Origin of the sequence: Stenotrophomonas sp. SMYL20 (genome assembly GCF_036320045.1) — a bacterium.
GTDB lineage: Bacteria > Pseudomonadota > Gammaproteobacteria > Xanthomonadales > Xanthomonadaceae > Stenotrophomonas > Stenotrophomonas maltophilia_A.
Genome location: NZ_JAWIRT010000008.1, coordinates 154,481 through 174,097, shown reverse-complemented (window position 1 = coordinate 174,097; position 19,617 = coordinate 154,481). Strand labels below are relative to the sequence as shown.

At 66.9% G+C, this 19,617-nt stretch carries 13 protein-coding genes; 5 read left to right on the top strand and 8 right to left on the bottom strand.

The features are described 5' to 3' along the window. The first annotated feature begins 240 nt into the window (after positions 1 to 240). From V3B48_RS08435 to lpdA, 5 genes are all read left to right on the top strand, one after another. Positions 241 to 1,653: a cupin domain-containing protein gene (locus V3B48_RS08435; protein WP_329893518.1), complete on the top strand. Its 1,413-nt coding sequence runs from the start codon at positions 241 to 243 to the stop codon at positions 1,651 to 1,653. Positions 1,654 to 1,662: 9 nt separating this feature from the next. Beyond that, positions 1,663 to 2,559, top strand: a complete 897-nt coding sequence (locus V3B48_RS08430; protein WP_329893517.1) for a GNAT family N-acetyltransferase — start codon at positions 1,663 to 1,665, stop codon at positions 2,557 to 2,559. Positions 2,560 to 2,745: 186 nt separating this feature from the next. Continuing rightward, positions 2,746 to 5,577: a 2-oxoglutarate dehydrogenase E1 component gene (locus V3B48_RS08425; protein ID WP_032129626.1), complete on the top strand. Its 2,832-nt coding sequence runs from the start codon at positions 2,746 to 2,748 to the stop codon at positions 5,575 to 5,577. Between the two features lie 40 nt (positions 5,578 to 5,617). Continuing rightward, the gene (gene sucB / locus V3B48_RS08420) at positions 5,618 to 6,817 is read left to right on the top strand and encodes a dihydrolipoyllysine-residue succinyltransferase (RefSeq protein ID WP_189720887.1); all 1,200 of its coding nucleotides are present in this window, start codon (positions 5,618 to 5,620) and stop codon (positions 6,815 to 6,817) included. 63 nt (positions 6,818 to 6,880) lie between these two features. Beyond that, the gene (lpdA, locus tag V3B48_RS08415) at positions 6,881 to 8,317 is read left to right on the top strand and encodes a dihydrolipoyl dehydrogenase (protein ID WP_008264626.1); all 1,437 of its coding nucleotides are present in this window, start codon (positions 6,881 to 6,883) and stop codon (positions 8,315 to 8,317) included. Between the two features lie 148 nt (positions 8,318 to 8,465). On the opposite strand, the gene V3B48_RS08410 is transcribed toward lpdA, so the two are convergent. From V3B48_RS08410 to V3B48_RS08375, 8 genes are all read right to left on the bottom strand, one after another. After that, entirely contained in the window at positions 8,466 to 8,714 is a 249-nt protein-coding gene (locus V3B48_RS08410) for a hypothetical protein (RefSeq protein WP_329893516.1), read from the bottom strand. Further along, positions 8,711 to 8,923, bottom strand: a complete 213-nt coding sequence (locus V3B48_RS08405) for a hypothetical protein (RefSeq protein WP_010486834.1) — start codon at positions 8,921 to 8,923, stop codon at positions 8,711 to 8,713. The genes V3B48_RS08410 and V3B48_RS08405 overlap by 4 nt, the downstream gene beginning before the upstream one ends. A gap of 169 nt (positions 8,924 to 9,092) precedes the next feature. After that, complete coding sequence (locus V3B48_RS08400; protein WP_329893515.1) at positions 9,093 to 10,682, bottom strand: alkaline phosphatase D family protein; 1,590 nt, start codon at positions 10,680 to 10,682, stop codon at positions 9,093 to 9,095. Then, positions 10,682 to 12,925, bottom strand: a complete 2,244-nt coding sequence (locus V3B48_RS08395) for a TonB-dependent receptor (RefSeq protein WP_329893514.1) — start codon at positions 12,923 to 12,925, stop codon at positions 10,682 to 10,684. The genes V3B48_RS08400 and V3B48_RS08395 overlap by 1 nt, the downstream gene beginning before the upstream one ends. Positions 12,926 to 13,098: 173 nt before the next feature. Then, positions 13,099 to 14,535 (bottom strand): replicative DNA helicase, encoded by a 1,437-nt coding sequence (locus V3B48_RS08390; protein ID WP_032129633.1) that lies wholly within the window; start codon positions 14,533 to 14,535, stop codon positions 13,099 to 13,101. A 212-nt stretch (positions 14,536 to 14,747) separates the two neighbouring features. Next, entirely contained in the window at positions 14,748 to 15,308 is a 561-nt protein-coding gene (locus V3B48_RS08385; RefSeq protein ID WP_197617120.1) for an NAD(P)H-dependent oxidoreductase, read from the bottom strand. Positions 15,309 to 15,374: 66 nt separating this feature from the next. Beyond that, the gene (gene asnB, locus V3B48_RS08380) at positions 15,375 to 17,318 is read right to left on the bottom strand and encodes an asparagine synthase (glutamine-hydrolyzing) (protein ID WP_329893513.1); all 1,944 of its coding nucleotides are present in this window, start codon (positions 17,316 to 17,318) and stop codon (positions 15,375 to 15,377) included. A 3-nt stretch (positions 17,319 to 17,321) separates the two neighbouring features. After that, positions 17,322 to 19,601: a thiamine pyrophosphate-dependent enzyme gene (locus V3B48_RS08375; RefSeq protein ID WP_329893512.1), complete on the bottom strand. Its 2,280-nt coding sequence runs from the start codon at positions 19,599 to 19,601 to the stop codon at positions 17,322 to 17,324. Between the last annotated feature and the right edge of the window lie 16 nt (positions 19,602 to 19,617).

The following is a 19,617-nucleotide window of genomic DNA, read 5'->3' as shown; positions in this document are numbered from 1 at the left end:
GCGGCGGCCAAGCTTACAGGGACGTACTTGCAGCGTCCCCCGCGCAGCCCACCCGCCCGGCCAAGCGCGGCTTTTGCTTTCAGCGACCAACCCAGACCCCGCCACGAGGGGCTCCGCCGTTGGCCGGACACCCCGCGACAAACCCGCGCACGTGCGCAATCCCCACGAACGGCGGACAATGGAGATCTCAGGCGGCCCGCCGCGCCGCCCCTCCCGCTTTCCGCTGCAAGGAACTCCCCCATGGCCGCCCGCAAGTCCTCCGCCCCCCTCATCGAAGTCACCGCCCGCCCCGGCCAGCCGCTGGGCATGGCGCCGGCCACCTTCCTGCGCGACTTCTGGCAGAAACGCCCGCTGCTGATCCGCAACGCCTTCCCCAACTTCCAGACCCCGGTGCAGCCGGAAGACCTGGCCGGGCTGGCCTGCGAGGAAGGCGTGCTGGCACGCCTGATCGAGCACGACAAGACCCAGGACGGCTGGCGCGTGCGCACCGGTCCATTCCAGGAAGACGTGTTCCCCGCCCTGCCCGACCACGACTGGACCCTGCTGGTACAGGACGTGGACAAGTGGGACCCGGACGTACGCGCCCTGATCGAGCACTTCAGCTTCCTGCCGCGTTGGCGCATGGATGACGTGATGATCAGCTTCGCCGCCACCGGCGGCTCGGTCGGCGCCCACGTCGACCAGTACGACGTGTTCCTGCTGCAGGCCCATGGCCATCGCCGCTGGCAGATCGATGCCAGCGAATCGATCAAGGGCAAGCAGCCGCCGCTGGGCTTCCGCCCCGACGTGGAGCTGAAGCTGCTGAAGGTGTTCAAGCCGACCCACGACTGGGTGCTGGCGCCGGGCGACATGCTGTACCTGCCGCCGAACGTGCCGCACCACGGCGTCGCCGAAGATCCCTGCCTGACCTTCTCGTTCGGCATGCGCGCGCCGTCTTCGGCCGAGCTGATCAGCGACTACCTGGACACCCTGATCGCCGATGCCGACGAGAACATCCGCTACCAGGATGCCGACCTGAAGGTGCCGGCCGACCCGAACGAAATCGACACGGTGGCGATGGCGCGGGTGATCACCGCGCTCAACGCCATCCGCATGAACGACCCGGACAAGCTGGGCGACTGGTTCGGCCGCTTCATCACCACCTACCGCGCGGCCGGCGAAGTGATGGCCCACCAGGCCGCACCGGCTGCGGAGGAAGTGGTCGAAGCCCTGGCCTCGGGCCTGCTGCTGCAGCGCCACCCGTGGGCCCGGCTGGCCTGGCGCCGGGCCAAGCGTGGCGCCAGCCTGTATGTCAGCGGCCAGGACTTCGCGCTGCCGGTGAAGGACGCGCAGCGCCTGGCTGGCACCGAACAGCTGGACGCCGCCGCTTATCGCGGCCTGTCCGACAAGGGCCGTGCCGTAGTCCAGCAGCTGCTGGTCGGCGGGGTGTTCCAGCTGATCGACCCGAATGAGGTATACGAGGCCGAAGACGAGGAAGACGGCGAGGATGCCGTGGTGCTCGGCGAGGTCGTCGAAGGTCGCGACCGCGTGGATGCGATCGACGCCGACGCGGTGTCCGACGATGTCCACTCCGTGACCGTGCACGACGACGGTATCGAGGTCATCGTCAACTTCGAGGACGACGAGGAAGACGACAGCGCCGGCCGGGCCTGAGCCATCGCCATGATCCGGGTCCAGCAGGTCAGCCACGCCGATGCCCACGTTGCCATCCACGAGGTGCGCCAACGCGTGTTCGTGCAGGAACAGGGCATCGCCGCCGAGCTGGAACGCGATGCGCTGGACCCGGTCAGTGCCCATGTGCTGGCGCTGGACAGTGACAACCAGCCGGTCGGCACGGGCCGGCTGGCCCCGGATGGCCGCATCGGCCGCATGGCGGTGCTGGCCAGCCATCGCAGCCGCGGGGTCGGCGGGGCCCTGCTGGAAGCACTGGTGGAGGCCGGGCGCCGGCTCGGCCTGGCCGAGCTGCATCTGCACGCCCAGCTGCCCGCCCGTGACTTCTATGCCCGCCAGGGTTTCCTGCCCGAAGGCGAGGTGTTCGAGGAGGCCGGCATCGGCCACCAGCAGATGCGCCGCCGGCTGGGCGCGGCCAGCGCCATCGACAGCCGCGCCGAGGCGGTGGCCATCACCACGGCCATCATCCACCGCGCCCGTCGCCAGCTGTGGCTGCACAGCCGCCAGCTGGACCCCGGACTGCTCGACGCGCCCCCGGTACAGGCCGCCCTGCGCCGCTTCGTCACCGCCCGCCACGACAAGCAGCTGCGGGTGATCGTGCACGACGCCGCCGCGATCGCCTCTAGCGGGGCGCCGCTGCTGGCGCTGGCCCAGCGCCTGCCCAGCGTGATCCAGTTCCGCGAGGTCACCGACCCGGTCGACCGTGCACTGGCCTCGGCCTGTCTGCTCAACGATGCGGGCGACTTCTACTTTCGTCTGATCGGCCATCGCCTCGACGGCGAAGCCGGCATCGCGCTGCCGGCACGTTCGCAGCCGTTCGAGCAGCAATTGCAGCGCGTCTGGGACCGTTCGCGTGATTGCAGCGAACTGCGCGCGCTCGGCATCTGAGCGGAGCGGGCTGACTCAACCTGTCTGGAACCGGCACCGGGGGACGCGCGATACCTCTGGTGCTGCCCCTTCGTGTCCGGTTGGGGGTACAATTTGGCTGTTTGAACGCGCCCGCGCAGGGCTATTCATCTTCCTGCCGGGTCCTTCTGAAGCCATACCCCACAAAGCGAATCAACACCCTCCATCGTGGACAATCAACTGAAGCAGTTTGCGCAATCTTCGCAACTCGCCGGCGGCAACGCCTCCTATGTCGAGGACCTGTACGAGCAGTACCTGGTCTCCCCGGATAGTGTCGATCCCAAATGGAAAACCTACTTCGACGGCTTCAAGGGCCGTGAAGCAGGTGACATTCCGCACTCGGCCGTCATCTCCCACATTGCGGACGCGGCCAAGGATGCGCTGAAGGCCGGTACCGGTAACGGTGCAGGCGACGAGCGCGAGCGCAATGTCGGTCGTCTGATCACCGCCTACCGTTCGCGCGGCCACCTGGACGCCCGCCTCGATCCGCTGGGCCTGGCCGCACCGGTCAACACCCCGGACCTGGGCCTGCCGTTCCACAGCCTGTCCGATGGCGACCTCAACAGCGAGTTCAGCACCGGCGGCGTCGGTGGCCAGCCGCGCATGAAGCTGCGCGACCTGCTGGCACGCCTGAAGGCGACCTACACCGGCTCGATCGGTGCGGAGTTCATGCACATCTCCGAGGTCGAGCAGCGCCAGTGGATCTACAAGAAGCTGGAACTGGCCGGTGGCAACTACCAGCTGGACGCTGATACCCAGCGCCGCACTCTGGAGCGCCTGACCGCGGCTGAAGGCCTGGAGCGCTACCTGCACACCAAGTACGTCGGCCAGAAGCGCTTCTCGCTGGAAGGCGGCGACTCGCTGATCCCGATGATGGACACCATCATCCGCAGCGCCGGCAAGGATGGCGTCAAGGACGTGGTGATCGGCATGGCCCACCGCGGCCGCCTGAACGTGCTGGTCAACACCCTGGGCAAGAACCCGCGCAAGCTGTTCGACGAATTCGAAGGCAAGTTCGAGCACGACGAGCACGCCTCGGCCGGTGACGTGAAGTACCACATGGGCTTCTCCGCCGACGTCGCCACCGATGGCGGCCCGGTGCACCTGGCGCTGGCGTTCAACCCGTCGCACCTGGAAATCGCTGACCCGGTCGTGGCCGGTTCCGTGCGTTCGCGCCAGGAGCGCCGCAAGGACACCGCGCGCAAGCAGGTCATGCCCATCCTGATCCACGGCGACGCGGCCTTCTCCGGCCAGGGCGTGGTCATGGAACTGTTCCAGATGTCGCAGGCCCGCGGCTTCGCCGTCGGCGGCACCGTGCACATCGTGGTCAACAACCAGGTCGGCTTCACCACCTCCAACCCGCTCGACACGCGTTCCACGCGCTATGCCACCGACGTGGCGAAGATGATCGCCGCCCCGGTGCTGCACGTGAACGGCGATGATCCGGAAGCCGTTGTGTTCGCCGCGCAGCTGGCCTTCGAGTTCCGCCAGAAGTTCGCCAAGGACGTGGTCATCGACCTGATGTGCTACCGCCGCTGGGGCCACAACGAGGCCGACGAGCCGGCGATCACCCAGCCGCTGATGTACCAGGTGATCCGCAAGCACGCCACCACCCGCGAGATGTACGCCGAGCAGCTGGAAAAGGCGGGCGTGATCGCCGCCGGTGCCGGCAAGGCGATGGTCGATGCCTACCGCGAGAAGCTGGATGCCGGTGAAGTGACCACCGAGCTGGCCAAGGTCGAGAAGACCCCGCCGACCAGCCCGCTGTTCGTCGATTGGCCGAAGCTGCTGGAAGGCAAGCTGTCCGACCCGATCTCGACCAAGGTCGAGAAGAACAAGCTGGTCGAGCTGGCCAAGCTGATCAACACCATTCCGGACGAAGTGCAGCTGCACTCGCGCGTGGCCAAGGTCTACGACGACCGCCGCAAGATGGCCGCTGGCGAGATCCCGGGCGACTGGGGCTTTGCCGAAAACCTGGCCTACGCCACCCTGCTCGACGAAGGCAGTGCCCTGCGCCTGGTCGGCCAGGACGTGGGTCGCGGTACGTTCACGCACCGCCACGCGATCCTGCACGACCAGAAGACCGACAACTACTACATGCCGCTGCGGCAGCTGGTGGATTCGCCGGAGAAGGCCACCGTCATCGATTCGCTGCTGAGCGAAGAAGCGGTGATGGCCTACGAGTACGGCTTCTCCACCACCGATCCGAACACGCTGTGCATCTGGGAAGGCCAGTTCGGCGACTTCGCCAACGGTGCCCAGGTCGTCATCGACCAGTTCATCGCCGCCGGTGAAGCCAAGTGGGGCCGCATCTCCGGCCTGACCCTGCTGCTGCCGCATGGCTATGAAGGACAGGGCCCGGAACACAGCTCGGCGCGCCTGGAGCGCTTCCTGCAGCTGTGCGCACTGGAGAACATGCTGGTGGTGGTGCCGTCGACCCCGGCGCAGGCCTTCCACATGCTGCGTCGCCAGCAGCACCTGACCACCCGCAAGCCGCTGGTGGTGATGTCGCCGAAGTCGCTGCTGCGCCACAAGCTGGCCGTGTCGACCCTGGACGAACTGGCCAACGGCGAGTTCCAGCACCTGATCGGCGACGCCAACGCGGACGCCAAGAAGGTCAAGCGCGTGGTGCTGTGCTCGGGCAAGGTCTACTACGACCTGCTGGAAGACCAGACCAAGCGTGGCCAGGACGACGTGGCGATCATCCGCGTGGAGCAGCTGTACCCGTTCCCGCGTGCGCTGCTGGCTGCCGAACTGAAGAAGTACGGCAAGGCCACCGACGTGGTGTGGACGCAGGAAGAACCGCAGAACCAGGGTGCGTGGTACCAGATCCGCCACCACCTGCAGTTCTGCCTGGCCGATGGCCAGAACCTGCACTACGCCGGTCGCGCACGTTCGGCTTCGCCGGCTGCCGGTCACATGGCTGACCACGTCCGCGAACAGCAGCAGCTGGTCGCCGATGCACTGGTCAACCCGTTCAACGACACGTTCGCTGAATAATCCTCCCCCTATTTAGAAGACAAACCAGGAAGCTCCCGCAATGGCCACCGAAGTCAAAGCCCCGGTACTGCCCGAATCCGTCGCCGACGGCACCATCGCCACCTGGCACAAGAAGGTGGGCGACGCCGTCAAGCGCGACGAAAACCTGCTTGACCTGGAAACCGACAAGGTCGTCCTGGAAGTGCCGTCGCCGGTCGACGGCGTGCTCAAGGAAATCAAGTACGCCGAAGGCTCGACCGTGACCTCCAGCCAGGTCGTGGCGATCATCGAGGAAGGCGCCGTCGCTGCTGCCCCGGCTCCGGCCGCTGAAGAGAAGAAGGCCGAGGCCGCTCCGGCCGCCGCTGCGCCGGCCGCTGCCGCCGCTCCGGCCCCGGCTGCCAAGTCGGCCGCCGACACCCTGCCGCCGGGCGCCCGCTTCACCGCCATCACCGAAGGCGTGAACCCGGCCGACGTCGACGGCACCGGCCGTCGCGGCGCGGTGACCAAGGAAGACATCGTCAACTTCGCCCGCAACGGCGGCGCCGGCAAGGCCGGTGGCGCACGTCCGGAAGAGCGCGTGCCGATGACCCGCATCCGCAAGCGCATCGCCGAGCGCCTGATGGAGTCGAAGAACTCCACCGCCATGCTGACCACCTTCAACGAAGTCGACCTGTCCAAGGTCTCGGCTGCGCGCAAGGAACTGCAGGACGAGTTCGTCAAGGCACACGGCATCAAGCTGGGCTTCATGAGCTTCTTCGTGAAGGCCGCTGCCAATGCCCTGCAGCGCTTCCCGCTGGTCAACGCCTCGATCGACGGCGACGACATCATCTACCACGGCTACTCGGACATCTCGATCGCCGTCTCGACCGAGAAGGGCCTGGTCACGCCGGTGCTGCGCAACGTCGAGCGCATGTCGTTCGCCGACATCGAGAAGACCATCGCCGACTACGCCAAGAAGGCCCGTGATGGCAAGCTGAGCCTGGAAGAACTACAGGGCGGCACCTTCACCGTGACCAACGGCGGCACCTTCGGTTCGCTGCTGTCGACCCCGATCATCAACCCGCCGCAGAGCGCCATCCTGGGCATGCATGCCATCAAGGAGCGTCCGATCGCCCAGAACGGCCAGGTCGTGATCGCGCCGATGATGTACCTGGCGCTGTCGTACGACCACCGCATCATCGACGGCAAGGACTCGGTGCAGTTCCTGGTGGACATCAAGAACCAGCTGGAAAACCCGGGCCGCATGCTGTTCGGCCTGTAAGACACCTCCCGCCCCTCCGCGCCCGCGCGGAGGGGTTCTGGTAATGCATCAAGGAATAATTCAATGGCTGAACAATTCGACGTCGTCGTCATCGGTGCCGGCCCGGCCGGTTACCACGCTGCCATCCGCGCGGCCCAGCTGGGCCTGAAGACCGCCTGCATCGACGCAGCGCTGGGCAAGGACGGCAAGCCGGCGCTGGGCGGCACCTGCCTGCGCGTGGGCTGCATCCCGTCCAAGGCGCTGCTGGATTCCTCGCGCCAGTTCTGGAACATGGGCCACATCTTTGGCGACCACGGCATCAGCTTCAAGGATGCCAAGATCGACGTCGAAGCGATGGTTGGCCGCAAGGACAAGATCGTCAAGCAGTTCACCGGCGGCATCGGCATGCTGTTCAAGGCCAACAAGGTCGCCGCCTACTACGGCTTCGGCGAACTGCAGCCGGGCAACGTGGTCAAGGTCACCCAGCATGACGGTTCCATCGTCGAGCTGAAGGGCACCAACGTCATCATCGCGGCCGGTTCGGATTCGATCGAACTGCCGTTCGCCAAGTTCGACGGCGAGACCATCGTCGACAACGTCGGCGGCCTGGACTTCACCGAAGTGCCGAACCGCCTGGCCGTGATCGGCGCCGGCGTGATCGGCCTGGAACTGGGCAGCGTGTGGAAGCGCCTGGGCGCTGAAGTCACCATCCTGGAAGCACTGCCGGAGTTCCTGGCCGTGGCCGACGCCGAAGTGGCCAAGACCGCTGCCAAGGAATTCAAGAAGCAGGGCCTGGACATCCGCCTCGGCGCCAAGGTCTCCAAGACCGAGATCACCGGCAAGGGCAAGAAGAAGGAAGTCGTTGTCACCTACACCGACAGCGAAGGCGAAAAGACCCTGACCGTGGACAAGCTGCTGGTGGCCGTTGGCCGTCGCGCCGCCACCAAGGGCCTGCTGGCCGAAGGCACCGGCGTCAAGATCAACGAGCGCGGCCAGATCGAAGTCGACGCGCACTGCCACACCGGCGTCAACGGCGTGTGGGCGGTCGGCGACTGCGTGCGCGGCCCGATGCTGGCGCACAAGGGCTTCGAGGAAGGCATCGCGGTGGCTGAGCTGATCGCCGGCCTGCCGGGCCACGTCAACTTCGACACCATCCCGTGGGTCATCTACACCGAGCCGGAACTGGCCTGGGTCGGCAAGACCGAAGCCCAGCTGAAGGCCGAAGGCATTCCGTACAAGGCTGGCAGCTTCCCGTTCGCCGCCAACGGTCGTGCCGTGGCGATGATCGAGCCGGCAGGCTTCGTGAAGATCCTGGCCCATGCCGAAACCGACCGCATCCTCGGCATGCACCTGGTCGGCGCCAACGTCTCCGAGCTGGTGCACGAAGGCGTGCTGACCATGGAGTTCAGCGGCTCGGCCGATGACCTGGCCCGCATCTGCCACGCCCACCCGTCGCTGTCGGAAGTGATCCACGACGCAGCGATGGCGGTCAGCAAGCGCGCCATCCACAAGGCGAACTGATCTGCATCCGGGTAGGTGCCGACCGTTGGTCGGCACGCGCCCGCAGACAAAAAACCCCGCCTCGGCGGGGTTTTTTGATTGCGCTGATGATGTAGAGCCGAGCCCACGCTCGGCTATCCCGGGAAAAGAGCCGAGCATCGGCTCGGCGCTACACCTTTCCAGCCGGCTTCTTCGGCGGATCATCACAGATCCGGTGCTGGACCACGGTTTCACCCGCCTTCCATTCCTTCACTACCCGGCAGTGCTCCTTGGGTTTGACCGCCTTGGCCGCCGCTGCATTCGCCTCGTCAGCCGCAGCAGTCTGCTGGCGTTCCAGCCACACCGAGGGTGGCGCTGGAGGTGTGGCCAGTGCCGGCCCCGCGAGCAATGCCAGCGCCACCAGCAGCACCGTCCTCATGCAGCCACCGCTCGGCCACCGAGCAGGCGCGCCGGCAGCATGAACAGCGCGCGCAGGAACGCGAACAGGGCCGAGAAGGTGATGCCGACCAGGCGGAACGGCAGGCTCAGCAGCCACACGAACGGCCAGGCGATCAGGGCGAGGATCGCCAGCGGCCAGCACAGCACGAACAGCAGGCACCACACACCGAGCGCGAACAGGGTCTTCATCACGGTCTCCTTGGGGCGGCACCCTGCCGCCTGCGGACACCTTGGCGCCCCGCCCTGGCCACCCGCAAACGGTTTGCGACGAAACCGGGGCTGGGGGCGATGAAACCGATTGCGGGGAAACCGGAGATTCAGGAGGTTGCCGGCCAGCGGCCGGCACATCCGCAGGGATTTACACCGGGACCGCGCCCGGACGGCCGTGGGTCACCTGGAAACGCGCCGCGGTGCGCACCGCAGCGTCCGCACGTAGCACACTGTCGGCGAAGCGCAGTTCCGCATCCACGGTCTGCCGGTTCAGCTGCAGCTTCCACCAGCCACGGCGGTCACCGTCGAAATAGCGGATATGCGGGTTCTGCGGAATCGACGGCCCGTAGTACGGCCCGTATGGCGTGTCGTCGCCGCCACTGCTGATCGCCGGAGCGATGAATTCGGTGGCTACGACCGGCGCACTGGCCGCGTCGAAATCCAGCTTCAGGTCGTTGACGAAGGTGGAATGCCAGTCGCCGCCCAGCACGATGGCATTGCCCTGCCCGCCTGCCTGCAGCGCCTGCAGCAGCCGGTTACGTGCGGCGGGATAGCCATCCCAGGCGTCATTCCAGAAGCGCTCGCGTGGCGTGCCACCGTCCAGCCGCAGCTGCGCCATCAGCAACTGCTGTACCACCACGTTCCAGCGCGTGCCCTGCGCGGCCGCCATCGACTGCGCGAACCACGCCTCCTGGCCCGTGCCGAGCATGCTCATCCGCGGGTCCAGTGCAGCATCACAGCGTGGCGACTCGCCCACACCACAGGGATTGGCCGGGCGGAACTGGCGGCAATCAAGCAGGGTCAGCTGTGCCAGATCGCCGTAGCGCAGGCGCCGATGCACGCGCAGGCCGCCGTTGCCCGCAGGTGTGCTGCGCATCGGCAGATGCTCGTAGAACGCGCGGTAGGCGGCGGCGCGGCGGATGATGAAGTCCTCCGTTGATACGCCGGGTTTTTCCGGGTGGATGCCGGAGTAATCATTCTGTACTTCATGGTCATCCCAGATCACCGCGAACGCGTGTGCAGCATGCGCGGCCTGCAGATCCGGATCGAGCTTGTACAGCGCGTACTGGTCACGGTAGCGCTCCAGGCTGACGGTCTCGCCACTGAAGCGTTGCGCATCCAGCGCACGACCACGCGCGTTCTGCAGTGGGCTGTATTCGTACAGGTAGTCCCCGGCATGCAGCACCAGGTCGACATCGCTCTGCGCGATATCGCGCAGGACCGGGTAGTAGCCGCTGTTCCAGGCCTGGCAGGTGCACAGGGCCAACCGAAGCTGCTGCAGTTGCGTGTCCAACGGCGGCGCGGTGCGGAAGTGGCCGACCGCGCTTTCCTCATCGCCGTCGCAGGCGAAACGGTAGTAGTAGTCGCGGCCTGGGCGCAGGCCGTTGACCTCCACGTGCACCGAATGCGCCAGCTCGGGCACCGCGGCCGCAGTCCCCCGCTGCACCAGCCGGCGCATGCCCGGGTCCTCGGCCACGAACCAGCGCACCGGCACCGCCCGCGACGGCATGCCGCCGCCATTGAGCGGGTCCGGTGCCAGCCGCGTCCACAATACGGCCCCCTGTGGATCCGGATCACCGGCGCCGACACCGAGGGTGAACGGATCGCGCCCCAGCCGCGGCCGTGGGCCGGCCGTGGCCAACCCCGGCATCGCCGCCAGCGCGATCGCCGCCCCCGTGCCCTGCCACGCCATGCGCAGCAGGCGACGACGGCTTTCCGGATCGACAGGCCCGCGCATCAGAAGCGCACGGTAGCGGTGGCCATCACCTGGCGCGGCGCGCCGACCTGCATGGTCGCCAGGCTGCGGGTCGGGTCAGCGGCGTAGGTACCGTTGGTGTTGATCGAGGACAGGTAGCGCTTGTCGGTCAGGTTGGTCAGGTTCAGCGCTACGGTCAGGTTCTGCGCCGGGCCGAGCTTGCCGAAGTCATAGGCCGCCGAGGCGTTGACCAGCCAGTAGCTCGGCACCGACACATCGTTGGTATAGGTCACATAGCGCTTGCCGACATGGTTGGCGGCCAGGCGCAGGTCCCACGGGCCCGGGGTCCACGCCAGGGTGCTGGCGAACATCCATTCCGGGGTGTCGACGGTCGTCTTGCCGCGGGTCGGCACCACGCCGTTGTTCACGTAGTCGTTGTCGTAGGTGCTGTCATTCCAGGACAGCGCATTGGACCAGGTCAGGTCCTGCATCGGCTTCAGCTGCAGGGTCGCCTCGGCGCCGCGGCTGGTCACCGAACCGACGTTGGAGAACAGTGCCGGGCAACCGAGGATGCCCACGCACTGCGCGATGGCCAGCAGACGGTTGTCGAACTTGACGTCGTACACCGCCACCGAGGCTTCATAGCCGCGGCCGTAGCCACGCCAACCCAGCTCGATGGTGCGCGACTGTTCCGGCTTCAGGTTCTTCGCGCTGGCATCGAAGGCGGCCTGCGGCACATTGAACGGGCTGCCCACGCCCAGCGCATAGGCGGCGACGTTTTTGGCGAACGAACCGAAGATCTCGTTGCCTTCGTTGAGCTTGAAGTTGAAGCCGGCCTGCGGCAGCAGGCCCTTCTTCGAGGTCAGGCTGCTGTTGTTGGCGTAGCTGCCCAGCGGGGTGCGCACGCTGGTACGGGTGTGCGGCGACTTCGCACCGATGTCGATGGTCAGGCGATCATCGAACAGGCGGAAGCGGTCCTGCACGTAGAACTGGCGGGTGATGGTGGTGTAGCGCTGGTGCCACACGCGCTGGTCCGGGTTGCGCAGGAAGAAGTCGTCGGTGATCGGGCCGTCGATGTAGTAGAAGTTGCGCTGCACGCTGTGGCCGTTGTCCTCGTACCAGAGGCCCGCTTCCAGTTCGTGGCCACCGACGTTCCAGGTGAACGCCGAGGTCACGCCGGTACGGTCGATCGCGTACTCGGTGGTGCGGATCGAGATCGGGATCTCGCGGCTGGTGCCCGGGTTCGACGGATTGGACGGGCTGAACCAATGTCCCTGGCCACGGTTGCTGTGGTTGTAGACGTTGACCTTCAAGCGCATCGACTCGTTCAGGCCGAAATCGCCGGCAATGCTGGACAGGTCATCATTGCGCAGGCCGTGACCAGAGTAGTACGCATCCCACGGGCTGTTGACGCCGCCGCTGAATCTGCCGCGTGCAGCGGCGACGGCGCGATCCCAGTCCGGCGCGTAGTTGTCCCAGTCCCAGCCGAGGCGATCGATCATTTCCAGCGACAGATCCTGGTAATCGGCCTCGACCCGGCGCGAGGCGTTGAACAGCGCGGTGATCCTGCTGTCCGTTCCGAAGTTGTAGGTGGCCTTGCCGTTGAACTGCTTCAGCTCCTGTGAGCCCTTGCCCTTCCACTTGTCACCTTCCGAATACACGCCGGACAGGTAGGCGGCAAAGCCCTGGTGCTCGCCGGTATCGAGGCGTGCATAGCTGCGGCGTGCGCTGTCACTACCAAAGCTCTGTGCCAGCACGACCCCATACTCGGTGGACGGATCGATCGAATAGAACTGGAACACGCCGCCGAGGTTGCTGGTGGACGGTGTACCCAGTGCGCCGATGCCGGTGGAGACCTCCGCACCGCCCAGGTTCTCGCTGATCACCGCGCGGCTGATGTGCAGGCCGTTGCTGTTGCCATAGGCCATGTTGCCCAGCGGGATGCCATCAAGGGTGTAGCCCAGGCGGTTCTGGTTGAAGCCACGCAGGCTGATGGTGGTGGACCATTCGTAGGCGCCGGTGGCATCGGCCGATTCGAAATGCACGCCCGGCTTGGTTGCAAGCAGCTTCAGCGGATTGGCACCCGGCGGCAGCACCTTCATGTCCTCGGCGGTCACGCGCTGCACCTGGCGCGCTTCACCGCGGCCGATCACCGAGACCGAATCGAGGGTGGTGGCCGACTGCGCGTCGGTGGCGGGGGCGGTTTCAGCGGCAGCCAGCGACGGCAGCGAAGCACAGACCAGCAGGGCCAGCAGATTGCGGCGAAGCGGAGCGTGGGACGGCATGGGGGCGGATTCCTTGGGCACGCTGGACGCCGAAGGGCGGCGTCGAAGGGCAGCAGCGGCGGAATCGTAGAAGCGTCGCGTTACATGTCATTTACACGCCACATACGGACGTTCGGCGTTTCGAATGGTTTGCCGGCCGTGGGGTGGTTGCCGGCCAGCGGCCGGCACTACGGCTATTCGAATGAACCGACCGAGTCGTGGGCCAGGTTGTCGAAGCGGGTGTACTCGCCGAAGAACTTCAGCTTGCACGACCCGGTCGGGCCGCCACGGTGCTTGCCGATGATGATCTCGGCCAGGCCCTTGTCCGGCGAATTTTCCTTGTTGTAGTAATCGTCGCGGTAGATGAAGACGATCATGTCCGCATCCTGCTCGATTGCGCCCGATTCGCGAAGATCGGCCATCACCGGGCGCTTGTCGGTACGCGTTTCCAGCGAGCGGTTGAGCTGCGACAGCGCGATCACCGGCACGTGCAGTTCTTTGGCCAGGCCCTTCAGCGAACGCGAGATCTCCGAGATTTCGGTCGCGCGGTTTTCGCTGTTGCCCGGCACGCTCATCAGCTGCAGGTAGTCGATCACCACCAGGCCCAGATCATGCTCGCGCTTGAGGCGGCGGCACTTGGAACGCAGCACTTCCGGCGACACGCCAGGCGTGTCGTCGATGAAGATCTTGGTTTCCTTCAGCATCTTGATCGCGCTGGTGACGCGGCTCCAGTCCTCGTCTTCCAGCTGGCCGGTACGCAGGCGCTGTGCGTTGATGCGGCCGTTGGAGGAAATCAGGCGCATCGCCAGCTGCGATGCCGACATTTCCATCGAGAACACCGCCACGCCCTTCTTCGACTTGATCGCCGCGTACTCGGCGATGTTCAGTGCGAAGGTGGTCTTGCCCATGGCCGGGCGCGCGGCAAGGATGATCAGGTCGGTCGGCTGCAGGCCGGAGGTCATCGCATCAAAATCGTTGTAGCCGGTCGGCAGGCCGGTGATGTTGCCGCCGTTCTCGAAGCGGCTGCGCAGCTCTTCGAAGGCATCCTTCAATGCACCGGGCATCGCCACGAAATCGGTACGGCCGCGTGCGCCCTGTTCGGCGATGGCGAACACGCTCTTTTCCGCCGAGGCCAGCAGCTCGCTGCTCTCGCGTCCCTCGGGCTGGAAACCGTCGTTGACGATGTCGGTACCCACCTGGATCAGCTGCCGCAGCACCGCCTTGTCACGCACGATCTCGGCGTAGGCCACGATGTTGGCCGCCGACGGGGTGGTACTGGCCAGTTCGATCAGATAGGCACCATCGCCCACCAGTTCCATCTTGCCCTGCGATTCGAACCACTCGCCCAGGGTCACCGCATCGAACGGCCGCTCGCGCTCGGACAGCTCACGGATCGCGCGATAGATCATCTGGTGGTCGCGGCGGTAGAAATCGCCTTCGGTCAGCTGGTCATTGACCCGGTCATAGGCCTCAGGGGCCAGCATCAGGCCACCCAGCACCGCCTGCTCGGCTTCCACCGAATGAGGCGGTACCCGCAACTGGTCGATGCGCGACTCGTCGCGATCGCGATCGCGATCGAAGCCATCACCGCGCTCTCTGCGGTTGGAACGGAAGCCGGGGCGAGCGGACATGCTGCGGTGTTTCCTGCGAAAGTGGGCCGGACGAGTGTAGGCATGCGCCGACCCCGGCGGCCATGGACAAGCCTGTGGATAAGCCGTGGAGAAACGGGGGATATCCGCCGGTGCCTGGCCAGACTGGCGTGGGGGCGTCGCACTGCCTGCGACGGGCGCCATTGCGGCACCCGAGCGGACATTATCGCAGATGGGGCTGGCAACCGCTGGCGTCAATCGCCCTTGACGTGAACCGCGATCAGCGCCAGGAACCGGTCCACGTAGCCCTGCAGGAATTTCTGCGTGCCTTCATTGTGGACCGTGCCATCGGCATCGATCAGGCCGTCCTTGAAATGAATGAACGCCTCGGGCTGGCCGAGCACGTGCATGTCCAGGAAGGCCAGGCTGTTGCGCAGGTGCTGCTGGGCCACGGCGGTGCCGATCTGGCCGATGGAGGCGCCGATCACCGCCGCCGGTTTGCCGGCAAACGCGCTGTCACCGTACGGGCGCGAGCCGATATCGATGGCGTTCTTCAGCACGCCCGGCACCGACCGGTTGTATTCCGGGGTCACGAACAGCACCGCATCGGCGGCACGGACCTGGTCCTTCAGCCGGGTACCCTGCGCCGGATAGTGGCCATCGAAGTCCTGGTCGTACAGCGGCAGATCACCGATCTGCACGTACTGGAAGCGCGCACGGTCGCCGGCAATCTTCTCCAGCGCATGGGCCAGTTTGCGGTTGCAGGAATCCTTGCGCAGGCTGCCGATGAACACGGCGATGGTGGGGACGGACATCGGGACATACTCCTCACGGTGCGGGAGGCCCAGCCTAGTCGCCGGGCCCTTGCATGCCGGTGAAGATCAGCCGCCGGTCACGCCCGCGCGCACCTGCCGCCAATGCGCCTGCCAGGCCTGGAACATCAGCACGTTCCACAGATGGGTATGCCACTTGCGTTGGCCGCCGAGGAACTGCTGCCACAGCGGCTGTACCGCGGCCGCCGACAGCACGCCCTCCTGCTCCAGCCGCGCGGGCTGCAGCAGGTCTTCGGCCCACGGCCGCAGGTCGCCCTTCAGCCAGTCACTGACCGGCGCACCGAAGCCACGCTTGGGCCGGTACACCATCGACTGCGGCACATAACGGCCCAGCACGCGCTTGAGCAGCACCTTGCTGGTGGTTTCACTGCGCTTGAAGCCCAGCGGCAGCGACCAGGCGAACTCGGCCACGCGAGAATCCAACAGCGGTGCGCGGGCTTCCAGGCTGACCGCCATCGAGGTGCGGTCGACCTTGCACAGCAGGTCATCCGGCAGGTAGGTCACGTAATCGGCCAGCATCATCGCATCGGCCGGTGTGCCGGCACCGTGCAACGGGTCGGCCAGGTCGTAGAAGCTGCCCGCGGCCTGCGCCCCGGGCACTGCCGCCGCCGGGTCGCGCCAGCGCGAGATGCGGTTGCGGTACACGTCACCGATGCCACGCGCGCCGGATTCTGCCAGCAGCGCGGCCAGGCCGCCGGTACGCGAGGCCTCGCCCTGCTGCTGGGAGCGCGCGCCCATCCAGCGCCGCAGCGGCCCCGGCACACGGCCCAGCATCTGCCAGTTGCGCAGCGCGCGTACATAGCGGGTATAGCCGAAGAACAGCTCGTCGCCACCATCGCCGGACAGCGCCACGGTCACGCCCTGCCGCGCCAGGCGGGCGACCAGCGCGGTCGGCACCTGCGAGGCATCGGCGAAGGGTTCGTCGAACATCGCCGGCAACTGCGGCACCACCGCCAACGCATCGGCACCGCTGACGTAGAGTTCAGTGTGGTCGCAGCCCAGATGCGCGGCCAGTTCCTTGGCCAGCGGCGCCTCGTCGTGGCCCGAACCGGTGAACCCGATACTGAAGCTGTGCACCGGCTGGCCACTTTGTGCCTGCATCAGCGCGGCCACCAGCGACGAATCGGTGCCGCCGGACAGGAACACGCCCACCGGCACGTCGGCCACCATGCGTAGCGCCACCGCGTCACGCAGCAGCCCGTCCAGCTGCTCCTCGGCTTCCTCGATGCGGCCCTGGAACGGCGCAGCCAGCGCCGCCTGCATGCGCGCACGCGCATCCCAGTACGGGCGCTGCGCCTGTTCCGGCCGGTGCGCTGCCGCACCCGCCGCCACGGCTTCCGCATCCAGGCGCAGCACGCGGCCCGGCATCAATTTGTAGCAGCGCTGGTGGATGCTGTGCGGCGCCGGAATGTAATCCAGCCGCAGCAGCAGCGTCAGGGCGTCACGGTCGATGTCGTTGTCGAAGGCCGGGTGCTGCCACAGCGCCTTCAGTTCCGAACCGAACACCAGCGTGTCGCCGGCCCAGCCGTAGTACAGCGGCTTCTTGCCGACACGGTCGCGGGCCAGCCACAGGCACTGCTCCTGGCGGTCCCACAGCGCAATGGCGAACATGCCGTTGCAGCGCTGCAGGGTGTCTTCCATGCCCCACTGCAGGATCGCTGCCAGCAGCACCTCGGTGTCGGAGTGGCCACGGAAAACATGCCCCAGCGGCTCCAGTTCGGCACGCAGGGCGGCGAAGTTGTAGACCTCTCCGTTGTAAGCCATCACGTAGCGACCATCGGACGAGGCCATCGGCTGGTGGCCCAGCGGCGACAGGTCGAGAATGCTCAGCCGACGGTGCGCCAGCGCGATGCCGGCCCCGGCATCGACCCAGCTGCCGCCATCATCTGGCCCGCGGTGGTGCAGCGCCTCGCCCATGGCCAGGACCTGCGCCTGCAGCACCTCGGCCGACGCCACCGGCGCCGGCAACAACATTCCCGCCAATCCACACATGCATCAAGGTTCCTGCGCCAGTTCAAGGGCGGCGCCAATCACCGCATTGTCGCTTGGAAGCCCGAACATTGCTGCCCCCGCCAGCGGCGTATAGGTATCGGCACCGCAGACCCGGCGCAATGGCAGGTGGCCGAAACCGGCCTCGACCAGGGCGGTGACCACGCCCTCGCCCACCCCGCCACTGTGGCGGCCCTCATCCAGAACCAGCACGCGCCGGGCGCTGGCGGCTTGCGCGGCGATGAAACCGGCATCCAGCGGCACCAGCCAGCGCAGGTCGACCACCCGCACCTGCCAGCCCAACTGCTGCTCGATCGCCCGCGCCGCGCGCAGCGCCATCGGCACGCCGTTGCCATAGGTGTAGACCACCAGGTCGCCCGCCTCCGGCGCATAGACCCGGCCCTCGCCCGGTACCAGCGCCTGGCCCTGGGCGGGGTAGTCGAACAGCCACTGGCCATCGCCCGGCGCATGCAGGTCCTTGCTCATGTACAGCGCGATCGGCTCCAGGAACACCGCCACCCGCCCGTCCACCCGCGCCAGCGCGGCCAACGTGCGCAGCATCATCACCGCATCGTCGCCGCGCGACGGGCAACCGACCACCAGGCCGGGAATGTCGCGCAGCGCGGTGATCGAATTGTCGTTGTGGAAGTGGCCACCGAAGCCTTTCTGGTAGCCCAGCCCGGCCACCCGCACCAGCATCGGGTTGCGGTACTGGTCATTGGAGAAGAACTGCAGCGAACACGCTTCACCGCGCACCTGGTCGATGGCGTTGTGCAGGTAGGCCAGATACTGGATCTCCGGAATCGGCAGCATGCCCATGTTGGCCAGGCCCTGCGCCATGCCCAGGATCATGGTCTCGTCCAGCAGGGTGTTGAACACCCGGCGCGGGCCGAAGCGGCGCAGCAGATCCTTGGTGACGGTGTAGACACCGCCCTTCTGCGCCACATCCTCACCGAACAGCAGGCTCTGCGGATACTTGGCCAGCAGCTCCTGCAGGCCGTGGTTGATCTGGATGGCGAGGTGCCGTGGTGGCTGCCGCTCGGGCAGGGCCTCCGCACCGCCATACAGCGCTTCGCGCGCATCGGCGGGCACCTCGCGCCGCGCTTCGGCCTGCACCGCCGCCGGCGTGTACGGCGCCAGCGGCGCCATCACCTCCTGCAGTGACTGCAGCGTCGGGCGGCCTTCGGCATCCGCCGCCGCGGCCATGCAGCGCGCGCGCATCGTCTCGTAGGCCACTTCGATGGCAGCCGCATCCATCCAGCCCGACTCCATCGCGATCTGCGCCGAGCGCAGCAGCGGATCCTGCGCCTCGGCCGCGCACAGCTCCGGCAGCGCGCGCCATTCCACCTCGAAATCGGTGCCGGCGTGGCCCATCAGGCGGGTGGTGCGCAGATGCAGGAAGGTGGGCCGCCGCGTGCGCCGGCAGTGCTCCACCGCCGCCTGCACCTGGGCGTGCCCGGTGGCCAGGTCGAGACCATCAGCGAAGAAATAGTCGAGCCCCGGCTGGCGGCTGAAGCGCTCGGCAATCCAGCCTTCCGGCGTCTTCACTGAAATGCCCAGCCCGTTGTCCTCGCAGACGAACAGGATCGGCGCCGGCAGCTTCTGGTAGGCCGACCACATCGCGGTGTTGAACGCGGTCTGCGCGGTGGCATGGTTGGCCGAGGCGTCGCCGAACGAGCACAGCACGATGCTGTCGGCCGGGATCGGCAACGGCTGCCCCAGGCGCTTGCCGCTCTCGATGGCCAGCGCGGTGCCCAGCGCTTTCGGCAGGTGCGACGCGATGGTCGAGGTCTGCGGCAGCACCCACAACGGTTTGCTGCCCCACACCTTGTGGCGGCCCCCGCTGGCCGGGTCATCGGCGCTGGCGGCGAAAGACAGTGCGGCATCGCGCAGCGGATCGATGCCCGGCAGCTGGCGCGAACGCTCGGCCATGAAGGCACCGGAGCGATAGTGCAGGAAGGCTGGATCGGTATGCCGGCAGGCCCGCGCCAACAGCGCGTTGCCTTCGTGGCCGGAGGAACCGATGGTGTAGAAGACCTTGTTCTGCACGCGCAGCACGCGTGCCATCAGGTCCAGCTGGCGGCTGGCCAGCTGCGAATCGAACAGCTCGCCAAACGCGGCGGCAGTGAGCGTGCTGCCCGGCAGGATCGGCGCATCCGGTGCCGGGCGCGGACGCGGGGTGCCGCGCCAGCCACGCACCGCATCGAGGAAGTTGACGTCGCACACTTCGGCGCGGTTGAGCACGCGCATGCGTGCGGGAATCGGATCTGGAACCACAGCGAACATCGAACACCCTCCGTGT

Bases quoted from the DNA above. Each gene is read 5' to 3' on its own strand.
- V3B48_RS08430 (WP_329893517.1), top strand. From the start codon at position 1,663: ATGATCCGGGTCCAGCAGGTCAGCCACGCCGATGCCCACGTTGCCATC.
- lpdA (WP_008264626.1), top strand. From the start codon at position 6,881: ATGGCTGAACAATTCGACGTCGTCGTCATCGGTGCCGGCCCGGCCGGT.
- V3B48_RS08405 (WP_010486834.1), bottom strand. From the start codon at position 8,923: ATGAAGACCCTGTTCGCGCTCGGTGTGTGGTGCCTGCTGTTCGTGCTG.
- asnB (WP_329893513.1), bottom strand. From the start codon at position 17,318: ATGTGTGGATTGGCGGGAATGTTGTTGCCGGCGCCGGTGGCGTCGGCC.
- V3B48_RS08410 (WP_329893516.1), bottom strand. From the start codon at position 8,714: ATGAGGACGGTGCTGCTGGTGGCGCTGGCATTGCTCGCGGGGCCGGCA.
- V3B48_RS08395 (WP_329893514.1), bottom strand. From the start codon at position 12,925: ATGCCGTCCCACGCTCCGCTTCGCCGCAATCTGCTGGCCCTGCTGGTC.
- sucB (WP_189720887.1), top strand. From the start codon at position 5,618: ATGGCCACCGAAGTCAAAGCCCCGGTACTGCCCGAATCCGTCGCCGAC.
- V3B48_RS08400 (WP_329893515.1), bottom strand. From the start codon at position 10,682: ATGCGCGGGCCTGTCGATCCGGAAAGCCGTCGTCGCCTGCTGCGCATG.
- V3B48_RS08385 (WP_197617120.1), bottom strand. From the start codon at position 15,308: ATGTCCGTCCCCACCATCGCCGTGTTCATCGGCAGCCTGCGCAAGGAT.
- V3B48_RS08390 (WP_032129633.1), bottom strand. From the start codon at position 14,535: ATGTCCGCTCGCCCCGGCTTCCGTTCCAACCGCAGAGAGCGCGGTGAT.
- V3B48_RS08375 (WP_329893512.1), bottom strand. From the start codon at position 19,601: ATGTTCGCTGTGGTTCCAGATCCGATTCCCGCACGCATGCGCGTGCTC.
- V3B48_RS08435 (WP_329893518.1), top strand. From the start codon at position 241: ATGGCCGCCCGCAAGTCCTCCGCCCCCCTCATCGAAGTCACCGCCCGC.